This is a genomic window from Hylemonella sp. GW821-FHT10B10, from assembly GCF_059415585.1.
On sequence record NZ_JBWKNN010000002.1, the window covers coordinates 510,271 to 530,215 of the forward strand.

The 19,945-nt window shown below is 65.9% G+C and carries 13 protein-coding genes; 2 read left to right on the top strand and 11 right to left on the bottom strand.

Going from position 1 to position 19,945, the window contains the following annotated elements; translation table 11 throughout:
• Both urtB and urtA read right to left on the bottom strand, forming a co-directional pair.
• Entirely contained in the window at positions 1–1,575 is a 1,575-nt protein-coding gene (urtB, locus tag AC07NT_RS12655) for an urea ABC transporter permease subunit UrtB (RefSeq protein ID WP_498598689.1), read from the bottom strand.
• Positions 1,576–1,677: 102 nt separating this feature from the next.
• Complete coding sequence (gene urtA, locus AC07NT_RS12660) at positions 1,678–2,946, bottom strand: urea ABC transporter substrate-binding protein (protein WP_498598688.1); 1,269 nt, start codon at positions 2,944–2,946, stop codon at positions 1,678–1,680.
• A 250-nt stretch (positions 2,947–3,196) separates the two neighbouring features.
• Here urtA and AC07NT_RS12665 point away from each other — a divergent pair, with 250 nt between their 5' ends.
• Positions 3,197–5,593: a bifunctional diguanylate cyclase/phosphodiesterase gene (locus AC07NT_RS12665; protein ID WP_498598687.1), complete on the top strand. Its 2,397-nt coding sequence runs from the start codon at positions 3,197–3,199 to the stop codon at positions 5,591–5,593.
• A gap of 125 nt (positions 5,594–5,718) precedes the next feature.
• Entirely contained in the window at positions 5,719–8,730 is a 3,012-nt protein-coding gene (locus tag AC07NT_RS12670) for a bifunctional diguanylate cyclase/phosphodiesterase (RefSeq protein WP_498598686.1), read from the top strand.
• Between the two features lie 17 nt (positions 8,731–8,747).
• Here AC07NT_RS12670 and AC07NT_RS12675 read toward each other — a convergent pair whose 3' ends face one another.
• From AC07NT_RS12675 to AC07NT_RS12715, 9 genes are all read right to left on the bottom strand, one after another.
• Positions 8,748–9,731 (bottom strand): tripartite tricarboxylate transporter substrate binding protein, encoded by a 984-nt coding sequence (locus AC07NT_RS12675; protein WP_498598685.1) that lies wholly within the window; start codon positions 9,729–9,731, stop codon positions 8,748–8,750.
• The gene (locus tag AC07NT_RS12680; protein ID WP_498598684.1) at positions 9,716–11,458 is read right to left on the bottom strand and encodes a methyl-accepting chemotaxis protein; all 1,743 of its coding nucleotides are present in this window, start codon (positions 11,456–11,458) and stop codon (positions 9,716–9,718) included. The genes AC07NT_RS12675 and AC07NT_RS12680 overlap by 16 nt, the downstream gene beginning before the upstream one ends.
• A gap of 149 nt (positions 11,459–11,607) precedes the next feature.
• A complete protein-coding gene (locus AC07NT_RS12685) occupies positions 11,608–13,683 on the bottom strand; it encodes a TonB-dependent receptor (RefSeq protein WP_498598683.1) in 2,076 nt (691 codons plus the stop codon).
• Between the two features lie 132 nt (positions 13,684–13,815).
• Complete coding sequence (locus AC07NT_RS12690) at positions 13,816–14,934, bottom strand: porin (RefSeq protein WP_498642674.1); 1,119 nt, start codon at positions 14,932–14,934, stop codon at positions 13,816–13,818.
• A gap of 286 nt (positions 14,935–15,220) precedes the next feature.
• Positions 15,221–16,861 (bottom strand): sensor domain-containing diguanylate cyclase, encoded by a 1,641-nt coding sequence (locus AC07NT_RS12695; RefSeq protein ID WP_498598681.1) that lies wholly within the window; start codon positions 16,859–16,861, stop codon positions 15,221–15,223.
• A 115-nt stretch (positions 16,862–16,976) separates the two neighbouring features.
• Positions 16,977–17,627: a GntR family transcriptional regulator gene (locus AC07NT_RS12700; RefSeq protein WP_498599161.1), complete on the bottom strand. Its 651-nt coding sequence runs from the start codon at positions 17,625–17,627 to the stop codon at positions 16,977–16,979.
• Positions 17,628–17,702: 75 nt separating this feature from the next.
• Positions 17,703–18,362 carry a cysteine hydrolase family protein gene (locus tag AC07NT_RS12705; protein ID WP_498598680.1) on the bottom strand — a complete coding sequence of 220 codons (660 nt, stop codon included), beginning with the start codon at positions 18,360–18,362 and terminating at the stop codon, positions 17,703–17,705.
• Positions 18,359–19,741: an AtzE family amidohydrolase gene (locus AC07NT_RS12710; RefSeq protein ID WP_498598679.1), complete on the bottom strand. Its 1,383-nt coding sequence runs from the start codon at positions 19,739–19,741 to the stop codon at positions 18,359–18,361. The genes AC07NT_RS12705 and AC07NT_RS12710 overlap by 4 nt, the downstream gene beginning before the upstream one ends.
• Positions 19,738–19,944, bottom strand: a complete 207-nt coding sequence (locus AC07NT_RS12715) for a DUF4089 domain-containing protein (RefSeq protein WP_498598678.1) — start codon at positions 19,942–19,944, stop codon at positions 19,738–19,740. The genes AC07NT_RS12710 and AC07NT_RS12715 overlap by 4 nt, the downstream gene beginning before the upstream one ends.
• Position 19,945: the final 1 nt, after the last annotated feature.

The window sequence follows — 19,945 nt, forward strand, 5'->3', positions numbered from 1 at the left end:
TCAGGCTTCCGCACTGCGGCCCTTCATCGCGAAGATGCCCTGCGGGCGCTTCTGGATGAAGATGATGATGAAGACCAGCACGGTGATCTTGGCCAGCACGGCGCCGGTCCAGCCTTCGAGGAACTTGTTGAGCACGCCCAGGCCCAGCGCGGCGTAGACCGTACCGGCCAGCTGACCCACGCCGCCCAGCACCACGACCATGAAGGAGTCAACGATGTAGTTCTGCCCCAGGTCGGGGCCCACATTGCCCACCTGGCTCAGGGCGCAACCGGCCAGGCCGGCGATGCCGGAGCCCAGCGCAAAAGCATAGGTATCGATGCGCGCCGTGTTCACGCCCATGCAGGAGGCGATGGGGCGGTTCTGCGTGACCCCGCGCACGAACAGGCCCAGGCGTGTGCGACCGATCAGCAGGGCCATGCCGGCCAGCACGGCCAGCGCGAAGGCGATGATGACCAGGCGGTTGTAGGGCAGCGTGAGGTTGGACAGGAGCTGCCAGCCCCCACTCATCCAGGCCGGGTTCTCCACGGCCACGTTCTGCGCGCCGAACAGCGTTCGCACCCCCTGCATCAGCACCAGGCTGATGCCCCAGGTGGCCAGCAGGGTCTCCAGCGGGCGGCCGTAGAGGAAGCGGATCACGCTGCGCTCCAGCGCCGCACCCACCAGCGCCGAGGCCATGAAGGCCACGGGCACCGCCGCGACCAGGTACCAGTCAAAGGCTCCGGGCAGGTATTTCTGGAACACCCCTTGCACCACATAGGTGGCGTAGGCGCCGATCATCATGAGCTCACCGTGCGCCATGTTGATGACACCCATGAGGCCATAGGTGATGGCCAGGCCCAGCGCGGCCAGCAGCAGGATGCTGCCCAGGCTCACCCCCGTGAAAGCCGCGCCCAGGCGTTCACCCCAGCGCAGGCCGTCGTCGATCTGGCGGATCGCGGACTGCAACTGCGCCTTGACCTCGGCATCGTTTTCCACGGAGAGCCGCTCGTTGAGCAGCAGCTTGGTGTCGGGCGTGCGGCTCTGGGCCAGCGCGCCCGCGGCCGTCAGCCGTTGCGACTTGTCCTCGCTGGCCAGCAGCACGGCAGAACGGGCCAGCGCCAGCACACCCTTGACGCGCTCGTCCTGTTCGCCGGCCAGGGCCTTGTCCAGCAGGGGCAGACGCCCGGCGTCGGGTTCCTTGAGCATGGCCCGGGCCGCCTCCAGGCGCAGCTTTGCATCCGGGCTGAAAAGCTTGAGCACCGCCAGCGCGGTGTCGATCTCGCCACGCATGCGGTTGTTGTTGATCACATCCTCGGCATCGTCGGGCAGGGTCGCGGCGGCGCCCGTAGCCGGATCCGTGGCCTTGTCATTGCGCACGATGTAGACCTTGCCCCCCGCCACCTTGACGGCGTCGTCGGCCAGGGCCTGCAGCAAGGCGGCCTTGCCTTCGTCGGGATTGAGTACGGCCTGCTGCAGGGCCGTGATGCGACCATCGGTTTCGCCGATGACGATGGCCTGCGCCTCTGCGGGCGTGAGGGCCTGGGCTTGTGCCGCGAGCAACAGCGCGGCGAGTGACAGCAAGAAGTATCTGAGCATGGAAAGAACCTGTAGGGTGGGCACGGGGGGCCGCGCCCACGCTGCAAATCCCGTCACCGGGACAGGATGCCCGCAGCAGCGGGCATCCTTCAGATCAGACGATCACTTCTTTTCCGGCTCGTCCTTCTTCTTGTCGTTGCCTTCGATGTAGGGAGACCAGGGCTTGGCCTTGACCGGGCCCGGGGTCTTCCACACCACATTGAACTGGCCGTCGGCCTTGATTTCGCCGATGAACACGCTCTTGTGCAGGTGGTGGTTCTTCTCGTCCATCTTGCTCACGATGCCCGAGGGGGCCTTGAAAGTCTGGCCGGCCATGGCGGCGATGACCTTGTCCACGTCGGTGGACTTGGCCTTCTCGACGGCCTGCTTCCACATGTGGATACCGATGTAGGTGGCTTCCATCGGGTCGTTCGTCAGCGGCTTGTCCTTGTGGCCCGGGATGTTCTTGGCCTTGGCATAGGCAGACCACTGCTTGATGAAGGCGTCGTTGTCCTTGTTCTTGATGGTCATGAAGTAGTTCCAGGCGGCCAGATGGCCCACCAGCGGCTTGGTGTCCACGCCGCGCAGCTCTTCCTCACCCACGGAGAAGGCGACCACGGGCACGTCCTTGGCCTTCAGGCCGGCGTTGCCCAGTTCCTTGTAGAAGGGCACGTTGGAGTCACCGTTGATGGTGGACACCACGGCGGTTTTGCCACCGGCAGAGAACTTCTTGATGTCAGCCACGATGGTCTGATAGTCAGAGTGGCCGAAGGGGGTGTACTTCTCGTCGATATCGCTTTCCTTCACGCCCTTGCTCTTCAGGTAGGCGCGCAGGATCTTGTTGGTGGTACGCGGGTAGACGTAGTCGGTACCGAGCAGCACCCAGCGCTTGGCCGAGCCGCCGTCCTTGCTCATCAGGTAGTCCACGGCAGGGATGGCCTGCTGGTTGGGCGCTGCACCCGTATAGAACACGTTCTTGGACAGCTCTTCACCCTCGTACTGCACGGGGTAGAACAGCAGGCCGTTCATCTCTTCCACAACCGGCAGCACCGACTTGCGCGACACCGAAGTCCAGCAGCCGAAGATCACCGACACCTTGTCCTGGCCCAGCAGCTGCTTGGTCTTCTCGGCAAACAGGGGCCAGTTGGAAGCCGGGTCGACCACCACGGGCTCGAGCTTCTTGCCCAGCACGCCGCCCTTGGCGTTGATTTCGTCAATGGCCATGAGCACGGTGTCTTTCAGAACCGTCTCGGAAATGGCCATGGTGCCGGACAGGCTGTGCAGCACACCGACCTTGATGGTGTCGGCGGCGTGGGCAGACATGGAAGCCAGGCCCAGGGTGGATACGGCGGTGGCAGCAGCCAGCGCTTTCAGGGTAAATCGACGTTGCATGTGTGTGACTCCAAGTTGATGAACAAGAATCCGTCTCGCAGTACAGGAGTACTGAACGTGAGCCTTGTACTGCGATGGCTTCACTCTATGGATGCAGGCGCCCGGGCGAAATACGCCGGACGGCGTATGCCCGGCAACAGGCGGCAGGCCTGGGAAGCGCCCCCGCTCCAAAAAAACCACCGCCGCGCCATCTGTATGGTCTTCCGTAAGGGATGCGCCCATAATCCAGACCTGTTCACGGCCGCTGCAAATGTTCACATTTGTCCGCTCCCTGGGTTTCAAGACCCGGATCCTGATCGTGATGCTGACCCTGTTCTTGGTCGGGATCTGGGGTCTGGCTTGGCGCATGACGACCGTGATCCAGGCGGACATCGAAAAGCTGCTGACCGACCAGATGTCCACGGCAGCCAGTTATGTCGCGTCCGATATCGACGCCAAGATCCAGCTCCGGTTGCGCGCGCTGATACAACTGGCGAAGTCGATCACACCCGAACTGATAGCGGACCCGAAGCGCCTGCGCACCCATCTCCGCCAGGCCGACCCCGCCCACTCGCTGCTGGAGATGGGGTTTTTCGTCCTGGACGCGAACGGTACGGTCATCGCGGATCAGTTCAATATCCTGCGCGGGATCGGGACCTCTTTCAAGGACCGCCCCTTCTTTCAGGACGCGGTGAAATCTCCCGGCGCGGTGATTTCCGACCCGGTGCTGGGACGACTCAACAACCGGCCGCTCGTGAGCATGGCCATCGCGCTGCGAGACGCGAGCGGGCGGGTGCTGGGCGTTCTGTCCTGCTCCATCTATCCCTCGAACCCCGACCTTTTCGGCCGCATGGAAGGCACCCGCCTGGGACGCACGGGCTACTTCATCGTGGTCTCGCCCCAAAGCCGCCTGATCGTCTCAGCCACCGACACCAAGCGCATCCTCCAGACCGTACCGGCCGGCGCCAACCGCCTGCTGGACCGGCGCATCCGGGAGAACTACGATGGCCCGGGCATCGCCACCACATCGCTCGGGCGCGAGACGCTCACTGTCAGCCGACGCCTGCCCAGCACGGGCTGGCTCCTTATCGCCGGCATCGAGACCGAGGAAATCTTTGCCCCCATCCGTAACCAGAAACAGCAGATTTATCTCTCGGCCCTGCTGATGACCTTGGTGATGTTCCTGGTGCTGCGCCAGATCCTGACCCGGCAGATGCTGCCCCTGGTAAGGGCCAGCGAGTCGATGCGGCAGATGGTCGACGGCAAGACCGCTTTTGCGCCGCTGCCTGTTCCTCGCAACGACGAGATCGGTCAGCTGATCGAAAGCTTCAACGCCCTGGTGCTCTGGCGCACGGTCGCCGAGCACCAGATGGAGTTCCTGGCCCAACACGATGCCCTCACCGCCTTGCCCAACCGCGTGCTGGTCGAAGACCGCTTCAGCCAGGCGGCGGGGTTTGCCGACCGCGGCGGACACAAGATGGCCCTGCTATCCCTGGACCTCGACAAGTTCAAGTCCATCAACGACACCCTGGGTCACAGCCTGGGCGATGCCCTGCTCAAGCAGATTGCCAGCCGGCTGTGCGATGGCTTGCGCGACACCGACACGCTGAGCCGCCAGGGCGGCGACGAGTTCATTGTGCTGTTGCCCTCGCTGGACGATGGCGACGCGACCATCCCTGTGCTAGGCAAGCTCATGGACTGCCTGCAGGCGCCCTTCCACATCGAAGGACACGAACTCACCACCACCGCCTCGATCGGCGTTGCCCTTTACCCCGAGGACGGTACCGACTTCAGCACCCTGCTCAAGCACGCCGACATGGCCATGTACCAGGCCAAGGAAGCCGGTGGCAACAGCTACTGCTTCTTTGACGAACGCATGAATGTCGAAATCCTCGAAAACCTCGCCATGCGCAACGGGCTGAAACTGGCTGTGGACCGCCAGGAACTGGTGCTCTACTACCAGCCCCAGATCAGCCTGGCCACCGGCAAGGTGGTGGGGGTCGAAGCCCTGCTGCGCTGGCAGCATCCGAGGTTCGGGCTGATCCCACCAGGGCGTTTCATACCGGTCGCAGAGGAAAGCGGGTTGATCGTGCCCATCGGGGCCTGGGTCCTGCGTGCCGCCTGCGAGCAGGCCGTGGCCTGGCGGCGTGCGGGATTGCCACCCTTGCAGATGGCGGTCAATCTATCGGCGGTGCAGTTCAAGCGCGGTGATCTGCAGCAAACCGTGCTCGACGCGCTACAGAGCTCGGGCCTGGCCCCGCAGCTGCTGGAACTGGAGCTGACCGAATCGATCCTGCTGCAGGACACGGAGGGCGTGCTCGCGACGGTCCAGGCGCTCAAGAACCTGGGGCTGAAGCTTTCGATCGACGACTTCGGCACCGGCTACTCCAGCCTGTCCTACCTCAAGCGGCTGGCCGTGGACAAGCTCAAGATCGACCAGTCCTTCGTACGCGACCTGGCCACGGATCCGGATGACGCGGCCATCGTGCGCGCCATCATCCAGATGGCACACGGACTGAAACTGTGCGCCATCGCTGAAGGCGTGGAAGACGCAGGCATGCTGGAACTGCTGCGTGCGTTCCAGTGCGACGAGGTTCAGGGCTACCACTTTGCACGCCCCATGCCGGCCGAGGCCTTCGAGCAGTATCTGAGAAATACATTGGGCTGATGCCTGCGCGCAGGGAATACCCGGGTACTTGCCGCACTCATTCAGCACCCGGGCGTGGCTATACTGGATTGGTCCCCACCCCCCCGCAGCCCTGCGGGACCGCTTGAAGCGGCGGTCCTCCGACCATGAGTAATCGGCCTCCCGGAAGTACCCTGGCCAGCAGACCCCTGCTGCTGGCACTCAGCCTGCTGGTGTGCCTGATCGCGCTGGGTGTGCTGCTGTACCTGCAAGCCCATGCCACGGCCCGTCTGGCCGCCTACGACACAACCCTTTCCGCCGCCAGCCTGAGTTCGCGCGCGGTCAATCTCTGGCTGGACGAACGGCGAGCCGACGCCGATGTCGTGGCCGCCAGCCCCCTGTTCCACCGCGCGCTGCGGCTGGGCACACAGAAGCGCGGTGCCACCGATCCCTCCTTGCTCAACACCGAGTTGCAACAGCATCTGGAACTCATCCGCTCGCGCTACCACTACCGCACCATCGTGCTGATCGACGTGCCCAGCCGCCAGCCCCTGCTGATGACCGGTGGTGTGGACTACAGCCCCTCGATGTTCGAACGCATGTTCAACACCATCGACGGCAGCACCGGCCGCTGGGTCGAGATGGCCGGCAGTGCCTCGAACGAGCTGCGCGCCGGCCTGGTGCGCGCCATCGGGAGCGACCCGCTGCTCGCCCGCTACGGCCTGTTTTTCGAGTTCGACGTGGCGCGGCTGACCGATTCGCTCAACCACCAGGAGGCCGCCAGCCAGGGCATCGCCGTGCAGCTGCACGTGCTGCACCCGCAGGACGCGAGCCGCTACTACATCCTCAAGGACAAAGGAACCCTGGTTTTCGACGCGGACAAGCCGCGGGGCGGTGCCACGGTCGAGCGGCTGCTGGGCCTGGCCGGGGGCGGCCGGGCCGAGGGCCGCGACCACCTGGGTCAGGCCGTCTTCGCACAGGCCGTGCGCGTGCCCGAAACACCCTGGACGGTGATTGCCACCCTGCCCCAACAACGCGCCTATGCCCAGGCCGATACGCAGATCGGCGTGAGCCACCTCGCGCTGGGTGCACTCTTTCTGCTGGGCCTGCTGCTGATCCAGCTCTGGCGTCGCGGCGAAAAACTGCGCGGACTGGCGCTGGAAACCGAGCTCATGCGGCACCGCGAGGTGCTGTTCCGCGGCGCCGACGACGCCGTCCTTACCTTCGACATGAACGGGCGCATCGTGGAGGCCAACGAGGCCGCACACCGCATCTATGCCTACCCGCCCGGTAGGCTGATCGGTCTGCACATGCGACATCTGCGCCCGCCCGAAGGGCAACGGGCCCAGCAGGAGTTCTTCGAACAATGCCAGGCCGGTGAAACCCACACCTTCCATGCCGAGCACCTGCGTGCCGACGGCCGCCGCTTCCTGGCCGAGGTCACGGGCGGCCTGAGCGAAGTGGACGGCAAGCGCCTGCTGCACAGCGCGGTGCGTGACATCTCGGCACGCCAGGAGATCGAGACCCGGTTACGCGTGGCCGCCAGCTTCTTCGAACGGTCCAACGCCGCCGTGCTCATCGCCGACGCCGAGGGACGGGTCAAGATGATCAACAACGCCTTCACCCGCAGCACCGGCTACAGTGCCGAGGAGCTGGTCGATCGCCCCTGGGCCGGACTGCAGGAATGCGTGGCCCACGCCGACGAAAGCGCCAAAGGCGGTGACACCCTGCAGGCCCGACGCTTCTGGGAAGGCGAGTTGCCGCAGATCCGCAAGTCGGGTGAGACCTATCCTTCACGGGTCATCCTCACGGCCTACACCGACGCCACAGGCGCCATCGAACAGTACGTGATGGTCCATACCGACCTCACGCGCATCCGGCAGGCCGAGTCGCAACTGCAGTACGCATCGAGCCGCGACCTGCTCACCGGTCTGCCCAACCGGGCCCAGATGGACCTTCACGTTGGTGAACTGGTGCAGCGCGCCCAGCAGGGTGGCAGCCCCTTTGTGTTCGTGATGGTCAACCTGGACCGCTGGCGCAGCATCAACGATTCGGTCGGCTTCTCGACGGCCGACCAGCTGCTGCGCCTGGTGGCCGAGCGTCTGTCGGCCCATTTCCCGGGCGAGCTGAGCGTCTTCCGTTTTGGTGGCGACGAATTTGCGGCCCTGCTCTCGGGCGAAACTGCCGCGGACTACGGCGCCCTCATGGACCGGCTGCTCACCGCCCTGGTCCAGCCCCTGCAACTGGGCTGGCAGAGTTTCCAGCTGACCGCCAGCGCGGGGGTCACCCTGTGCCCGGGCCTGGCCACCACCCTGGACGATCTGGTGCAGCAGGCCAGCGCCGCCCTGCAGGTGGCCAAGCAGCAGGGCCGCAATACCTGGCGCCTCTACAACGCCACGATGGGCCGCAGCAGCTACGCGGACCTGGCGCTGATGCAGGACCTGCGCCAGGCTGCCGCCCGCGGCGAACTCGCCCTGCACCTGCAACCCCAGTACACCACGGCCGACATGCGTCTGGTGGGCATGGAAGCCCTGCTGCGCTGGACCCACCCACAGCGCGGCAACATCCCGCCCTTCACCTTCATCCCCATGGCCGAAGCCAGCGGCCTCATCATCGAGATCAGCCGCTGGGTGCTGCACGAAGCCTGCCGCCTGTGGAGCGGCTGGCACGCCGCCGGGCTGCAGCCACCACCCATCGCGATCAACCTCTCGGCCCTGCAGTTCCACCAGGCCAACTTCATCAAGGAGATCGCCGCCGCCCTGAGCCAGCATGGCCTGCCGGCCGGCGCACTGGAAATGGAGATCACGGAAAGCCTGCTGATGTCGGACGTGGACGCCGCCATCGAACGCATGCACGAACTGGTGAAGATGGGTGTGCGCCTGTCCATCGACGACTTCGGCACCGGCTACTCCAGCCTGAGTTATCTGCGCCGTTTCCCCGTGCACAAACTCAAGATCGACCGCTCCTTCGTCATGGACCTGCCCAAGGACGACGGCGCCATCGCCGTGGCCGTGATCCACATGGCCAAGAGCCTGCACCTGACCGTGATCGCCGAGGGCGTCGAAACCGGTGAACAGCTGGCCTTCCTGCGTCAACACGGTTGCGAGGAAGTGCAGGGTTATCTCTGCGGCCGACCCATGCCGGCCAGCGAACTGCAGAAACTCCTGGCCAGGGCCTGAGGCCGGGTACCGCTGCCTCAGCGCTGCTGCACCGCAATGCCCAGGCGCAACAGCTGCAGGCGCGCTGCCGCGTAACGTTCCTGCGCGGCGAGGGCATAGGCGGCCGTGCCCAGATAGGCCCGCTCCATGTTCAGGCGCACGAGGAGCTCCTGTGTCTGCGGTGCCTCCAGAGCGCTGCGAAACGCATCGTGCAGCCGGCGCACCACGACCGGAGGCAGGCCGCGCGGCCCGGCGATGCCCACGGGCGCATTGGCCACCATGTCCAGGCCCAGTTCTCGCAGGGTCGGCACTTCGGGCCAGCGCGGCACGCGCTCAGCGGTCCAGACGGACAGCACGCGGGCGCGCCCCTGCTCCACCAGGGGCGCAATGGTGCCGGCCGTGATCCCCAGTTCGATGTGACCGGCCAGCAGGGCCGTGATGACCTCGCCCTCGCCCTTGTAGGGCACGTGAAAGAACGTCGCGCCCAGACGCCGCGATATCTCTTCCATGGTCATGTGCATGGTGCCGTGCGTGCCCGTGCTGCCGTAGTTGATGTGGCCGGGCCGCTGGCGGGCGTCGGCCACCAGGGCATCCCAGTCGCGCCAGGGTGCGTCCTGGCGCACAGCCAGGCTCAGCGCGTAACCGGCCAGCTGGATCACATAGCTGAAATCGCGTTGCGGGTCGTAGGCCATCTTCTGCAGATGCGGCAGGCGGAAAACCGGCTCCGGCAGCAGGGCCAGGGTGTGGCCATCGGGCCGGGCCCGCGCCAGTTGCTGTGCGCCCAGCACACCGGCCGCACCGGGTTTGTTGTCGATCAGCACGGGCTGTCCGAGCTGGGCCGCGGCCAGCGTGGCGATGCCGCGCATCAACACATCGGTGGCGCCACCGGCCGGGAAAGGGACAACCAGGGTGATGGCCCGCTGGGGAAAACCGGCCGCCAGGGCCGGCCAGCCTGCGGCGGACAGCAGACTGCCCACCCCGCCGGCCAGCAGGCCGCGGCGCTGCGTCAGAAAGACTCCCATTCGTCGGACTTGCCGGCTGCGGCAGGGGCAGCGGGGGCCGCGCTGCCAACCTTGGACGCCGGGGGCAAGGCCGGCTTGGGCCGGGCCACGGCCGGCGCGGACCGTGCAGGCGCTGCGGCCGCGGGTCGAGGGGCCGTCAGGGGTGCAGCCTGCGGGATACCCGCCGCGCTGTCGGTCCCCAGACGGAAGACAGCCACTGCTTCGACCAGATCCTTGGCCTGGTTCTGCAGGCTGGAGGCGGCCGCAGCCATTTCTTCCACCAGGGCCGCATTCTGCTGCGTGACCTGGTCCATCTGTTGCACGGCCTCGCCGATCTGCGCCACACCCTGGCTCTGCTCGGTGCTGGCCGCGCTGATCTCGCCCATGATGTCCGTCACCCGGCGGATGCTGGCCACCACGTCATTCATGGTCGCCCCGGCCTGGTCCACCAGGGTCGAACCCTGCTCTACCCGGCCCACGCTCTCCGTGATCAGGGTCTTGATTTCCTTGGCCGCCTCGGCCGAACGCCCGGCCAGTGAACGAACTTCCGATGCCACAACCGCAAAACCCCGACCCTGTTCACCGGCGCGCGCCGCTTCCACCGCGGCGTTCAGCGCCAGGATATTGGTCTGGAAGGCGATGCCGTCGATCACGCTGATGATGTCGGCGATCTTCTTGCTGGAATCATTGATGCCCTTCATGGTGTCCACCACCTGGGCCACAACTTCACCACCCTGCACCGCTACGGTGGATGCACTCTGCGCGAGCTGGTTGGCCTGGCGCGCGTTGTCGGCGTTCTGCTTGACGGTGGACGACAGCTCTTCCATCGAGGCTGCCGTCTCTTCCAGCGCACTGGCCTGGTTTTCGGTGCGCGCGCTCAGGTCGTTGTTGCCCTGGGCTATCTCGGCGCTGGCCGTGGACACGGCGTCGGCGCCACGGCGCACGCGCGTGACGATCTGCGACAGGTTGGACTGCATGTGCGACAGGGTGGTCAGCACGTCGGCCACCTCGTCGCGCCCCTCCACGCGTACCTGCGTGCTCAGGTCACCCTGGGCGACGGCATTGGACAAGCCCGAGGCCTGCTGCAGGGCGCGCGCAATGCCGCGTATGAGCGTGATACCGAACAGCGCCGCCACAACCAGGCCCAGGACGATGGAGGCAATGGCAATGCCGCGGATGCTCTGGTAGCGGCTCACAGCGGATTTGTACTCCTCATCGGCCACATCGGCCTGCAGGGTCATCAGGGCTTCGACCGCCTTCTGCACGGCCGGGGCCTGCGGGCTGATCTTGCCGCGATAGATCGACATGCCTTCTTCGACGTTGGCATCGAGAAACGCTTTCGCGGCAGGCACCATGGCCTGCGCCAGATACTCCTTGGCCAGACGCTCGAACTCGGCCGCCAGCTTTGCCTCATCCTTGGTCAAGGTGGTGGCCATATAGGCCTTCCAGATCTCCAGGATCTTCTGGTTGTTGGCGAGGATCTCGGTGTTGCGCCGCGCGAGGATGGCGCTTTCACCGCCCCCGGTGAGCACCATGGCCATGTCCATGACCAGGATACGGTTGCGATTGGTCAGGTAGTTGATGTCGGCCAGCTGCTTGAGCGGCACGGTGCGGTCTTCGTACACCGTGCGCAGGCCCTCGTTGGACTGGCTGGTGGCGTAGAGGCCGATGCCGCCTATGCCGATCAGCAGCAGGCCCAGCAGGCCCAGCAGCAGGGTCAGGCGGGTGGAGATTTTCATGTTGTTCATCTCTGGACTCCATTGCAAGTGGGGTAGATCGAACCTCGCCTGATACCTACGCTCTGCAATCTACTGCCTCCGCCCCGGACGGTCAATCAGACAAACACGACAAAACCGCCCCTTTGTGCATTCTGTCCACTGAAGCACCACGATGCGCTTCAAAAGCGATGCTGCAGGCTGAGTCGCAAAGTGCGCGGTTCGCCGGGATGGATGTGCCGGTCTGCCACGGCCGAAGCCTCGCCGGCCAGCTGTGAGGAGTACCAGTACTCGATGTCGCTGTTGCGCCGGTTCAGCAAGTTGTAGACATCCAGCGCCAGCTGCGTGCGCGAACTCAGGCGGTACACCGTACGCAGGTTGAGCAGCACCGAATCGCCGGAACGCACGCTGTCGTCCTCCACCAATGGTCGTGCACCAACATAGCGCAGGCGCAGCGCGCCGGACCAGGGGCCCAGCGCATCCGCCGTGGCACCCAGATTGGCCGTGCTGCCGGCCGCGCCAGGCACATGCTGGCCTTCCGGGGCCGTGTCGGTGAAGCGGGCCTGCGACCAGGCCAGATCCACGTCCAACGCCAGCCAGCGGTTCACCAGATAACGGTTACTCCATTCCAAACCCCAGCGGCGCGAGGGACGCGAGGCTTCGGTGGTGCCGGCATCGCCTACGAAGCGCAGCTCGGAGTCCAGTTCCAGCTGCCACAGGGCCAGCGTGGTCTGCCAATTCGTCAGCGGTTCACTGCGCAGCCCGGTTTCCGCGCCACGGGTGCGCACCAGAGGGTGCACCTTCTCGGCGGCTGTGCCCGGCTTGGCCGGGTCCACGGTGATGGTGGCGCCGCGTGCGTCGTTGGAATGAAAGCCGTGGCCGTAATTGACATAGAGCTCGGTGCGCGCCGCGGCCGCATAGATCAATGCTAGCTTCGGGCTCAGCAGCTGGTCGCCGGTGGTACCGGAATTGGCATCAAGGCTGGAGTCCACGCGGATGCCCACCACGTCGCCGCGCAGGCCCGTGACGCTGCGCAGCCGCGGCGTCCAGCGCACCTCGGTCTGCGCCCATAACCCCAGGCTGTTGATGCTGACCTGGTCTTCGCGCACCGTGCTCAGTGTGACGCGGTTCTGGCTGGCATAAAGACCGATGGGGGCCAGGCGATCGAAGCGGCCTTGTAGGCCCAGGCTATGCGCGACGTCGCGGCCAGCCCATTGCGTGATGCGGGAGTCGCTCGCGGCAAAACCCGCAGCACGCCGATGTTCGCTCTGCCGGAACTGGTCGCCGCTACTGCAGGTGCCGCTGGCGGCGATGTCGTTCTGGCAATAGCTGAAGTTGGACCAGAGGTCGAGTTCACTCTGCAACAGCCAGGCCTGCACCTTGCGCTGGCGCTCCCCTTCGCGCTGCGCCCACTCGCCCGACAGGCTGTAGCGCTGGGCGCGGCCACCAGTGCTGGGGTCCAAGGAGCCGTAGCTCCCGAGCTGGCCACTGTCGATGGCGCGGTGCGGCACCTGGTCCGTAGATGTCCACTGACCTCGATACGCCATGGCGGCGAGGCTGTAACCGTGTTCGCGTGTGCCCTCGGTGTAGCGCAGCAGGCCGTTGAGCTTGCGGTAGTCCTCGGGCACCTGCCAGGGGCCGTCGTTGTGGAAGAGTTCCAGGCCGTAGAGCCACTGGCCACCACCAGCGCTCAAGGGCGAGCCCGCCAGCAGCGTCCGGGCATAGCCCTTGTCACCCAGGGTGAGTTGCGCCAGGGAACTGTCCATCCGACGCGCGTAGGCGATGCGCGCCACCCCGGCGGAGGAAAAATCCCCGTCCTCCGCGCCATACGGACCCTTGCGGTAGCGGATCTGCTCGACCAGTTCGGGGATCAGGAAATTCAGATCGGTGTAACCCTGACCGTGCGCCTGCGTGGGCAGGTTGACCGGCACACCGTCCACATAGGTGGCGAAATCGGTGCCGTGGTCCAGGTTGAAACCACGCAGGAAATACTGGTTGGCCTTGCCGTCGCCGGCGTGCTGGGTGGCGATCAGCCCGGGCACCAGTTCGAGGGTCTCGGCCGGACGCAGGAGGGGAACCATGGTCAGGCGCGCGCCCGAGACCACCCCCTCGCTGGCTGCGCTGGCGATGCCTTCGACGTTCTCGACCTGGCTGCGCACCTCCACGGTGGAGAGCGCCACCAGCTCCTGCGCGGCCGGCGCACCGGCCGCCAGGGCGAAGCTCAGTGCGCCTGCGCTTTTTCTTGTGCTTCGCAACATCCGGGAAGTATCTCCGTCCCGTCCGCCGCAAAACATACGGCGGACGGCGTAGCAACCCCATAAAAAAGCGCCCCGCAGGGCGCTTAAACCTTTGGAGTACGGGGCCGGCCGGAAAACCGGGCGCCAGGAGAATCAGAAGAAGGAGTACAGCAGGCCCACGTTGAAGGTGTTGGCCGTCTGGTCCGTCGTGAGGCTGCCGGTCAGCAGGGTGGGCGGCGCGAAGTTGAAGGGGACCGAGGTCGAGCCCCTGTTCTTCACATTGGCGTACTGGGCGTAGGCCGTCAGGTCCTTGACGAACTGGTATTGCACGCCCAGGCCCACGGTGTCCATCTTGTAGTCGCTGCCACTGTCCGAACTGCGGTAAATGCCGGCATCGAAGGTGAGCTTGGCGGTGGCGAAGTAGGCACCGCCGAAACCGACCGTGGTCAGCGCATCGTAGGTGGCGGTCTTCTGCTTCACGTACAGGCCCTTGACATCGAAGTCACCGATCTTGTAGGTGGCGCCCACCACGCTGCCCGTCCTGGCTTCGGTTTCAGCAATCACATCGGTACGGTAGTACGCTAACGTGGCCTTGAGCGGGCCGCTGGCGTACGTGCCAGCCAGACGGGTGCCGCTACGCACGGTGGCCGTTTCGGGCACGTAACTAGCAGCGGCCGTGAAGCCAGACAGCGTGGGCGAGGTGTAGGACACGGCGTTGTTGTCGATGGTGCCCAGGCCACCGCTGATCACCACGGCCGCCAGGGAGCTGCCGTAGTTGGAGCCGAAGCGGGCGTCACCCAGCAGCACGCTGTCGAAGGCGATGTTGGACTGGGTGCCGATGGCGCCCGTGCCGAAGGGGGCCTTGATGTAGAGGTAGGCCTTGCGGTTGAACAGCGAGTCGTCGCCGAAGGCGAAACGCGAGTTGCCGCTCGCGGGCTGGCTCAGCAGGAAACCCTGCTCGACCTTGAAACCACCAGTCACGCTGCCCTCCAGCTTTTTCTCACCGGCGATGCCGATGAAGTTGGGGGCGTAACCGCCGGTCACGAATTCGGTCTTGTTGGCGGTCGTGCCTGAGCCGCTGATGCTCGAACTGGCGACACTCGCATCGAGCAGGGCGTAGATACTCACACCTTCTGCGTGGGCGCAGACAGTGGCTGCGACAAGCGCAGCAGCACACAGGGATTTTTGGAAAACAGCTTGCATGAAAACTCCAGTTCCTTGGTTGGGTGATGGGACCTTGAAACTATGGTCGTGGGCCCATGCAGCAGACATACGTCATATGACGTAGCGCCAGAAAGATGCACGCGACAGGCGAGTTGCTGCGCACAAGATGCAAGGCGAAAAGATCCGCTGCGCGCATCACGGTGGCGCATGAATCTCACTCAAGGGAGCATCGTCAGGGGTGCCTGCACAAGCGCGGCGCAGGAGGCACCGCGATGGCACTGAGAAACGCAGGGGCACAGGCACCAGGGCAGTGCCGCGGATGGCGTGGAGCTTGTGCAGGGCTTGCGTCGCTGAGCGCATGCCGGGTCAGGACATGCGGCAGCAGCGCAACAGTTCAGCCTGTCTGCGTGACTGGCTGGTAGGTGCCCACCAGCCCGGCGATGATGTACTGGTTGCGGCCCGCTGCCTTGGCCCGGTACATGGCCTGATCGGCAGCCAGCATCAGCGCATCGGGTGTGTGCTCACCCTGGCTCAGCGCGATGCCGATGGAAACACCGAGCGTGCAGGGCACGCCGGTGATCTCCAGGGGCAGCTGCAGGGCCTGGATGAATTTCGTGGCCACCGTGGCCGCAGCGCTCTCGTCACCCTGCTCCAGATCGGCCAGCACCAGCACGAACTCGTCGCCGCCAACGCGAGCCAGCGTATCGGCCTCGCGCGCAATCACGCTGAAGCGCCCGGCGGTCTGGCGCAAGGCCTCGTCCCCGGCTTCATGGCCCAGGGTATCGTTGACCTGCTTGAACGCGTCGAGATCCATGAACAGCACAGCGACCCCGGTGTTGCGGCGCCGCGCCTGAGCCAGCACCTGCTTCAGGCGGTCGTACAGCAGAGCCCGGTTGGGCAGACCGGTCAGCGGGTCGTAGTGGGCCATGCGCACCAGCTCGGCCTGCTTGTCGTTCAGCCGGGCCAGCAGGCGGTTGAAGGCCGAGACCAGGTAACCGATCTCGTCCTGACGTGCCACGGACAGAGGCACCAGCGGCGCCTCGCCCTGGCTCATGCGATGCGCCTGGGCTGCCGCGCTGAAAACGGGGCGGAACAGCAGGTACAGACCGATGGCCGAGAAAACGACATAGGCCAGCAGGATCAGCAGGAAGACCTGCAGCAGGAAACGCTGCGTCCGCTCGACGGCGGCGAAAGCCTCGCGCGTCGGCAACCGGGCCACCACAAACCAGTCGGTGCTTGGCACCGACACCATGGCACTGATCTCCTCGACTCCCTTGGCGTTCACCGTGATGCCCGTGCCGCGCAGACCAGCCATGGCCTGGTCATGCAGCCGGTTCACGCCGGGCGGCGGGGTGGGCTTGAGCACCATGTCCGGCTGGGAGGCCGCCACAAAGATCTGGTCACGCGGCGAAATCAGCAGAAAACCGCCGCTGGCCGCACCGATCCGGCTTTGCAGGAGCGGATCGAGGAACGCCGGATCGGCCAGGGGCGTGATCCCGGCAAGCACAGCAATGACCTCGCCTCTCGCGTTCTTTTTAGGTACAGCGATCGGAAGGACCGGTTCCTTGACCGCCCGGCCCATCACTGGCTTGCCCAAAAAGGGCTGCCCGGCCATGCCCGCCCGTATGTAGTCGCGATCCGCGTAGCTGGCGCCCCGCCGATTCGGCAGCACGGGGTAGTCGGCCAGGGCCACGCCATGCGCATCGGCAATGAAGATGCCTCCCTTGAACAGGGGCTGGTACTCGTAACGTTGCTGCAGCCAGGCCTGCAGGGCCTGCGGACGCTGGAGCAATTCGGCAGGGAGCGTCGCCGACAAGCGTTCCAGCAGGTGCAGACGCTCGACAACCTTCTGGTCGACGTCGCTGGCAATGTACCTGGCCAGGGCCAGCTGCTGGCTCGCCACGACAGCGCCCATGTCCTCGCGCAGGAAACGGGACAAGGTGTAGTAAAGCACCCCAGCACCTGCGAGCACGATGCACAAACCCAGCAACAGCAAACGCGTGACGATGCTGTCAAAAATGCGGTGGCGGTTCATCAAAAGGGGGGCTTTGGGCTGGAAGCTGAAGGCAGTGTAATGCCCCCGCCGGTACCTTGGGGGATCCGGGGCGTTGGCCCGGGCCGGCCGTGGCGCCGGCGCATCAACCGGGGGTTCAGCCCTGTTGGCGGGCCAGGTGCACCTGGTGCAGCGTGATCTTGCGCACTTCGGCCTGGCTGGTCTGGATGTGGGCGCGCAAGAGCATCACAGCCGGATCGCTGCGCTTGCGCTGGATGGCGCGCAGGATCTTGGCGTGTTCCTCATAGGTCGCGTCGATGCGCGCCTGCTTGGTGAAATCGAGCCGTCGGATGATGCGGATGCGCTCGGTCACGTCGCGATGCACGCGCGTCATCTCGGCATTGCCGGCGGCGGCGACCAGGCTGCAATGGAAGTCCTCGTCCCACTGCGCCACTCGCAGGATATCCGTGCTGCGCTCGGCCACCGGCACCAGCCAGATCGCGGCGATCTGGTCCAGCAGGGCGCGGTCCACCTTGGCATCGTCGGCGCACAGGCGCTGCACGGCCGTGGTCTCCAGCACCATGCGCAGGTCGTAGAGCTGCTCGAACTGCTCGAAGTCGAAGGGCAGCACGCGCCAGCCATTGCGGAACAGCACTTCGACATACCCCTCCTGCTGCAGGCGGAACAGGGCCTGACGCACCGGCGTGCGCGAGACGCCCAGGCGCTCGCTGAGTTCGTTCTCGGTGAAACGGTCGCCTGGCACGAACTTGAAGTCCGCCACGTCGCGCTTGAGCTGCTCATAGACCATCTCGGCGCGCGAGCGGAAAGCCGGTGTTTCGGCGCGGGCGGCAGAACGGCGACTGGTGGTGTGCACAACGGAACTCTACAGCACAGCCAGCAGTTGGGCACTGCCGGCGGTCCAGCCCACGATGGCGCCCTGCGCATGGACCATCTCCACGGTGGCGTCCTTGAAAGCGGGGAAATAGCTTTCGGTGCAGTCTGTCAGCAGCAGACCCTCATAACCGCGGTCGTTGGCCTCGCGCATGGAGGTCTGCACACAAACCTCGGTGGTCACGCCCATGAACAGCAGATGGCTGATGCCGCGGGCCTGCAGCATCTCGTGCAGTCCGGTGGCGTAAAACGCCCCCTTGCCGGGCTTGTCGATCACGATCTCGCCCGCGATGGGTGCGAGCGCGGGAATGATCTGGTTGCCCGGCTCGCCGGCCACCAGGATGCGGCCCATGGGGCCCGCGTCGCCGATGCGCAAGCTCGGGTTGCCACGGTTGCGTTTGGCCGGCGGGCAGTCGGACAGGTCGGCACGGTGCGCCTCGCGCGTGTGCACCACCACACCACCCGCCTTGCGCCAGGCCTGCAACACCATCTGGCAGGCCGGCACGATGGCTTCGAGCAGGGACACGTCGTTGCCCAGGGTCTCGCCAAAACCACCGGGTTCGATGAAGTCGCGCTGCATGTCGATGATGACCAGGGCCGTGTGCGCGGTCTCGAACTCGAACACAAAGGGATGGGCGTTGATCTTCTTCACAGCAGGGGCTCCTTGGGTCCGGCCACGCCAGCGGCCTGCAAGACGGCGGCCGCGCGCAGCGCGAGGTGTTCGTTCCAGGGCGCGGCGACCAGCTGCACGCCCAGAGGCAGGCCTCGGGTGCCCTCGGGCCACATCGGCGCCACCACCACGGGACAGCCCGCGAAGGAAATGGGCTGCGTGAGCAGGCCCATGGAAGGCCGCGTGGGGTGGCGTTGTCCGTTCACCTCGATGAACTCCTGGCCCAGCAGGGGGGCGCTGACCGGCGTGGCAGCGCACAGCAACACATCCCAATCCGCAAACAGGGCGTTGACCCGGTCGCGGTAGGCACGGCGAAAACGCTGTGCGCGCACATACCAGTGTGCAGGCTGCAGCGCGCCGGCAATGAAACGGTCCACGGACACAGGCTCGAAATCTGCCGCGCGGATTCGCAGGTCTTCCAGGTGCAGGCTGCCGCCCTCGCTCGCCGTGACGATGAAAGCCGCCGCGCGGCCCAGGGCCGCATCCGGCCACTCGACCGAAGCGCTAGCCCCCAGCAGCTGCGCCGCCTGGGCCACCACCGAGCGCGCAGGTTCGCTCGCGTGCTCGTGGAAGTAACCACCGAGCACCCCGATGCGCAAGCCCTGGATGCCCGCGAGCAGGCCAGGCACGGCCGGCTGCACACGCAGCGCGTGGCAACCGGGGTCCAGCGGGTCCGGCCCCTGCATGGCGTCATAGGCCAGGGCCAGGGTCTCCACGCAGTCTGCGACGGGCCCGAGGTGGTCGATGCTGTGCACAAAGGGATAGGTCCCCCGCCGCGTCAGACGGCCGAAGGTGGGCTTGAGCCCCCAGACCCCGCACAAGGAGGAAGGCACGCGGATGGAACCGTTGGTATCCGAGCACAGGGCCAGCGGCACCTGTCCGGCCGCCACGGCGGCACCTGAACCGCCCGAGGAACCACCCGAGGTTCGGCCCAGGTCATGCGGATTGCGCGTGGGGCCGTAATGCGTGTTCTCGGTGGTGAAACCGTAGGCGTACTCGTCCATATTGAGCCCGCCCAGCAGCACGGCACCCGCGGCCTGCAGGCGCTGCACCAGCACGGCGTCTTCCTGCGCGGGCGGCAGACCTCGGTTGACCTTGGAGCCCGCCAGGGTGGTGAGGCCCCGGATGTCGAAAAGATTCTTCACCGCATAGGGCAGGCCTGCCAGCGACGGCAGGACTTCCCCCGCAGCCCGGCGCCGGTCCACGGCCGCGGCTTCAGCGCGCGCGCGCGCCACCGTGCGGTCGGTGAAGGCGTTGACCTTGTCTTCGGTGGCCACCATGCGCGCGATCGCGTCTTCGCAGGCTTGTGCGGCCGAGATCTCACCCGCCGCGATGGCGCGCAACAGTGCAGCGCTGTTCATGAACCCACCTGCGGGAAAGGCGCGGGCCGGTAGACCTCGGCCGGCTCCGCCTCGGGCGGCAGGGCATAGGCTTCCAGCGCATTGGCCAGCACGGCCGTGCGCCCCAGGTGCAGGGCCACGGCGCGGGCGCGCGCGTCGTCCAGCGGCAGATCGAGTGCGCGGGCGGTCGCGCGTACGTAGGCGAGCACTTCTTCTTCGTTCATC

Bases quoted from the DNA above. Each gene is read 5' to 3' on its own strand.
- urtB (WP_498598689.1), bottom strand. From the start codon at position 1,575: ATGCTCAGATACTTCTTGCTGTCACTCGCCGCGCTGTTGCTCGCGGCA.
- AC07NT_RS12670 (WP_498598686.1), top strand. From the start codon at position 5,719: ATGAGTAATCGGCCTCCCGGAAGTACCCTGGCCAGCAGACCCCTGCTG.
- AC07NT_RS12700 (WP_498599161.1), bottom strand. From the start codon at position 17,627: ATGGTCTATGAGCAGCTCAAGCGCGACGTGGCGGACTTCAAGTTCGTG.
- AC07NT_RS12695 (WP_498598681.1), bottom strand. From the start codon at position 16,861: ATGAACCGCCACCGCATTTTTGACAGCATCGTCACGCGTTTGCTGTTG.
- AC07NT_RS12675 (WP_498598685.1), bottom strand. From the start codon at position 9,731: ATGGGAGTCTTTCTGACGCAGCGCCGCGGCCTGCTGGCCGGCGGGGTG.
- AC07NT_RS12665 (WP_498598687.1), top strand. From the start codon at position 3,197: ATGTTCACATTTGTCCGCTCCCTGGGTTTCAAGACCCGGATCCTGATC.
- AC07NT_RS12685 (WP_498598683.1), bottom strand. From the start codon at position 13,683: ATGTTGCGAAGCACAAGAAAAAGCGCAGGCGCACTGAGCTTCGCCCTG.
- AC07NT_RS12710 (WP_498598679.1), bottom strand. From the start codon at position 19,741: ATGAACAGCGCTGCACTGTTGCGCGCCATCGCGGCGGGTGAGATCTCG.
- AC07NT_RS12715 (WP_498598678.1), bottom strand. From the start codon at position 19,944: ATGAACGAAGAAGAAGTGCTCGCCTACGTACGCGCGACCGCCCGCGCA.
- AC07NT_RS12680 (WP_498598684.1), bottom strand. From the start codon at position 11,458: ATGAACAACATGAAAATCTCCACCCGCCTGACCCTGCTGCTGGGCCTG.
- urtA (WP_498598688.1), bottom strand. From the start codon at position 2,946: ATGCAACGTCGATTTACCCTGAAAGCGCTGGCTGCTGCCACCGCCGTA.
- AC07NT_RS12690 (WP_498642674.1), bottom strand. From the start codon at position 14,934: ATGTCTGCTGCATGGGCCCACGACCATAGTTTCAAGGTCCCATCACCC.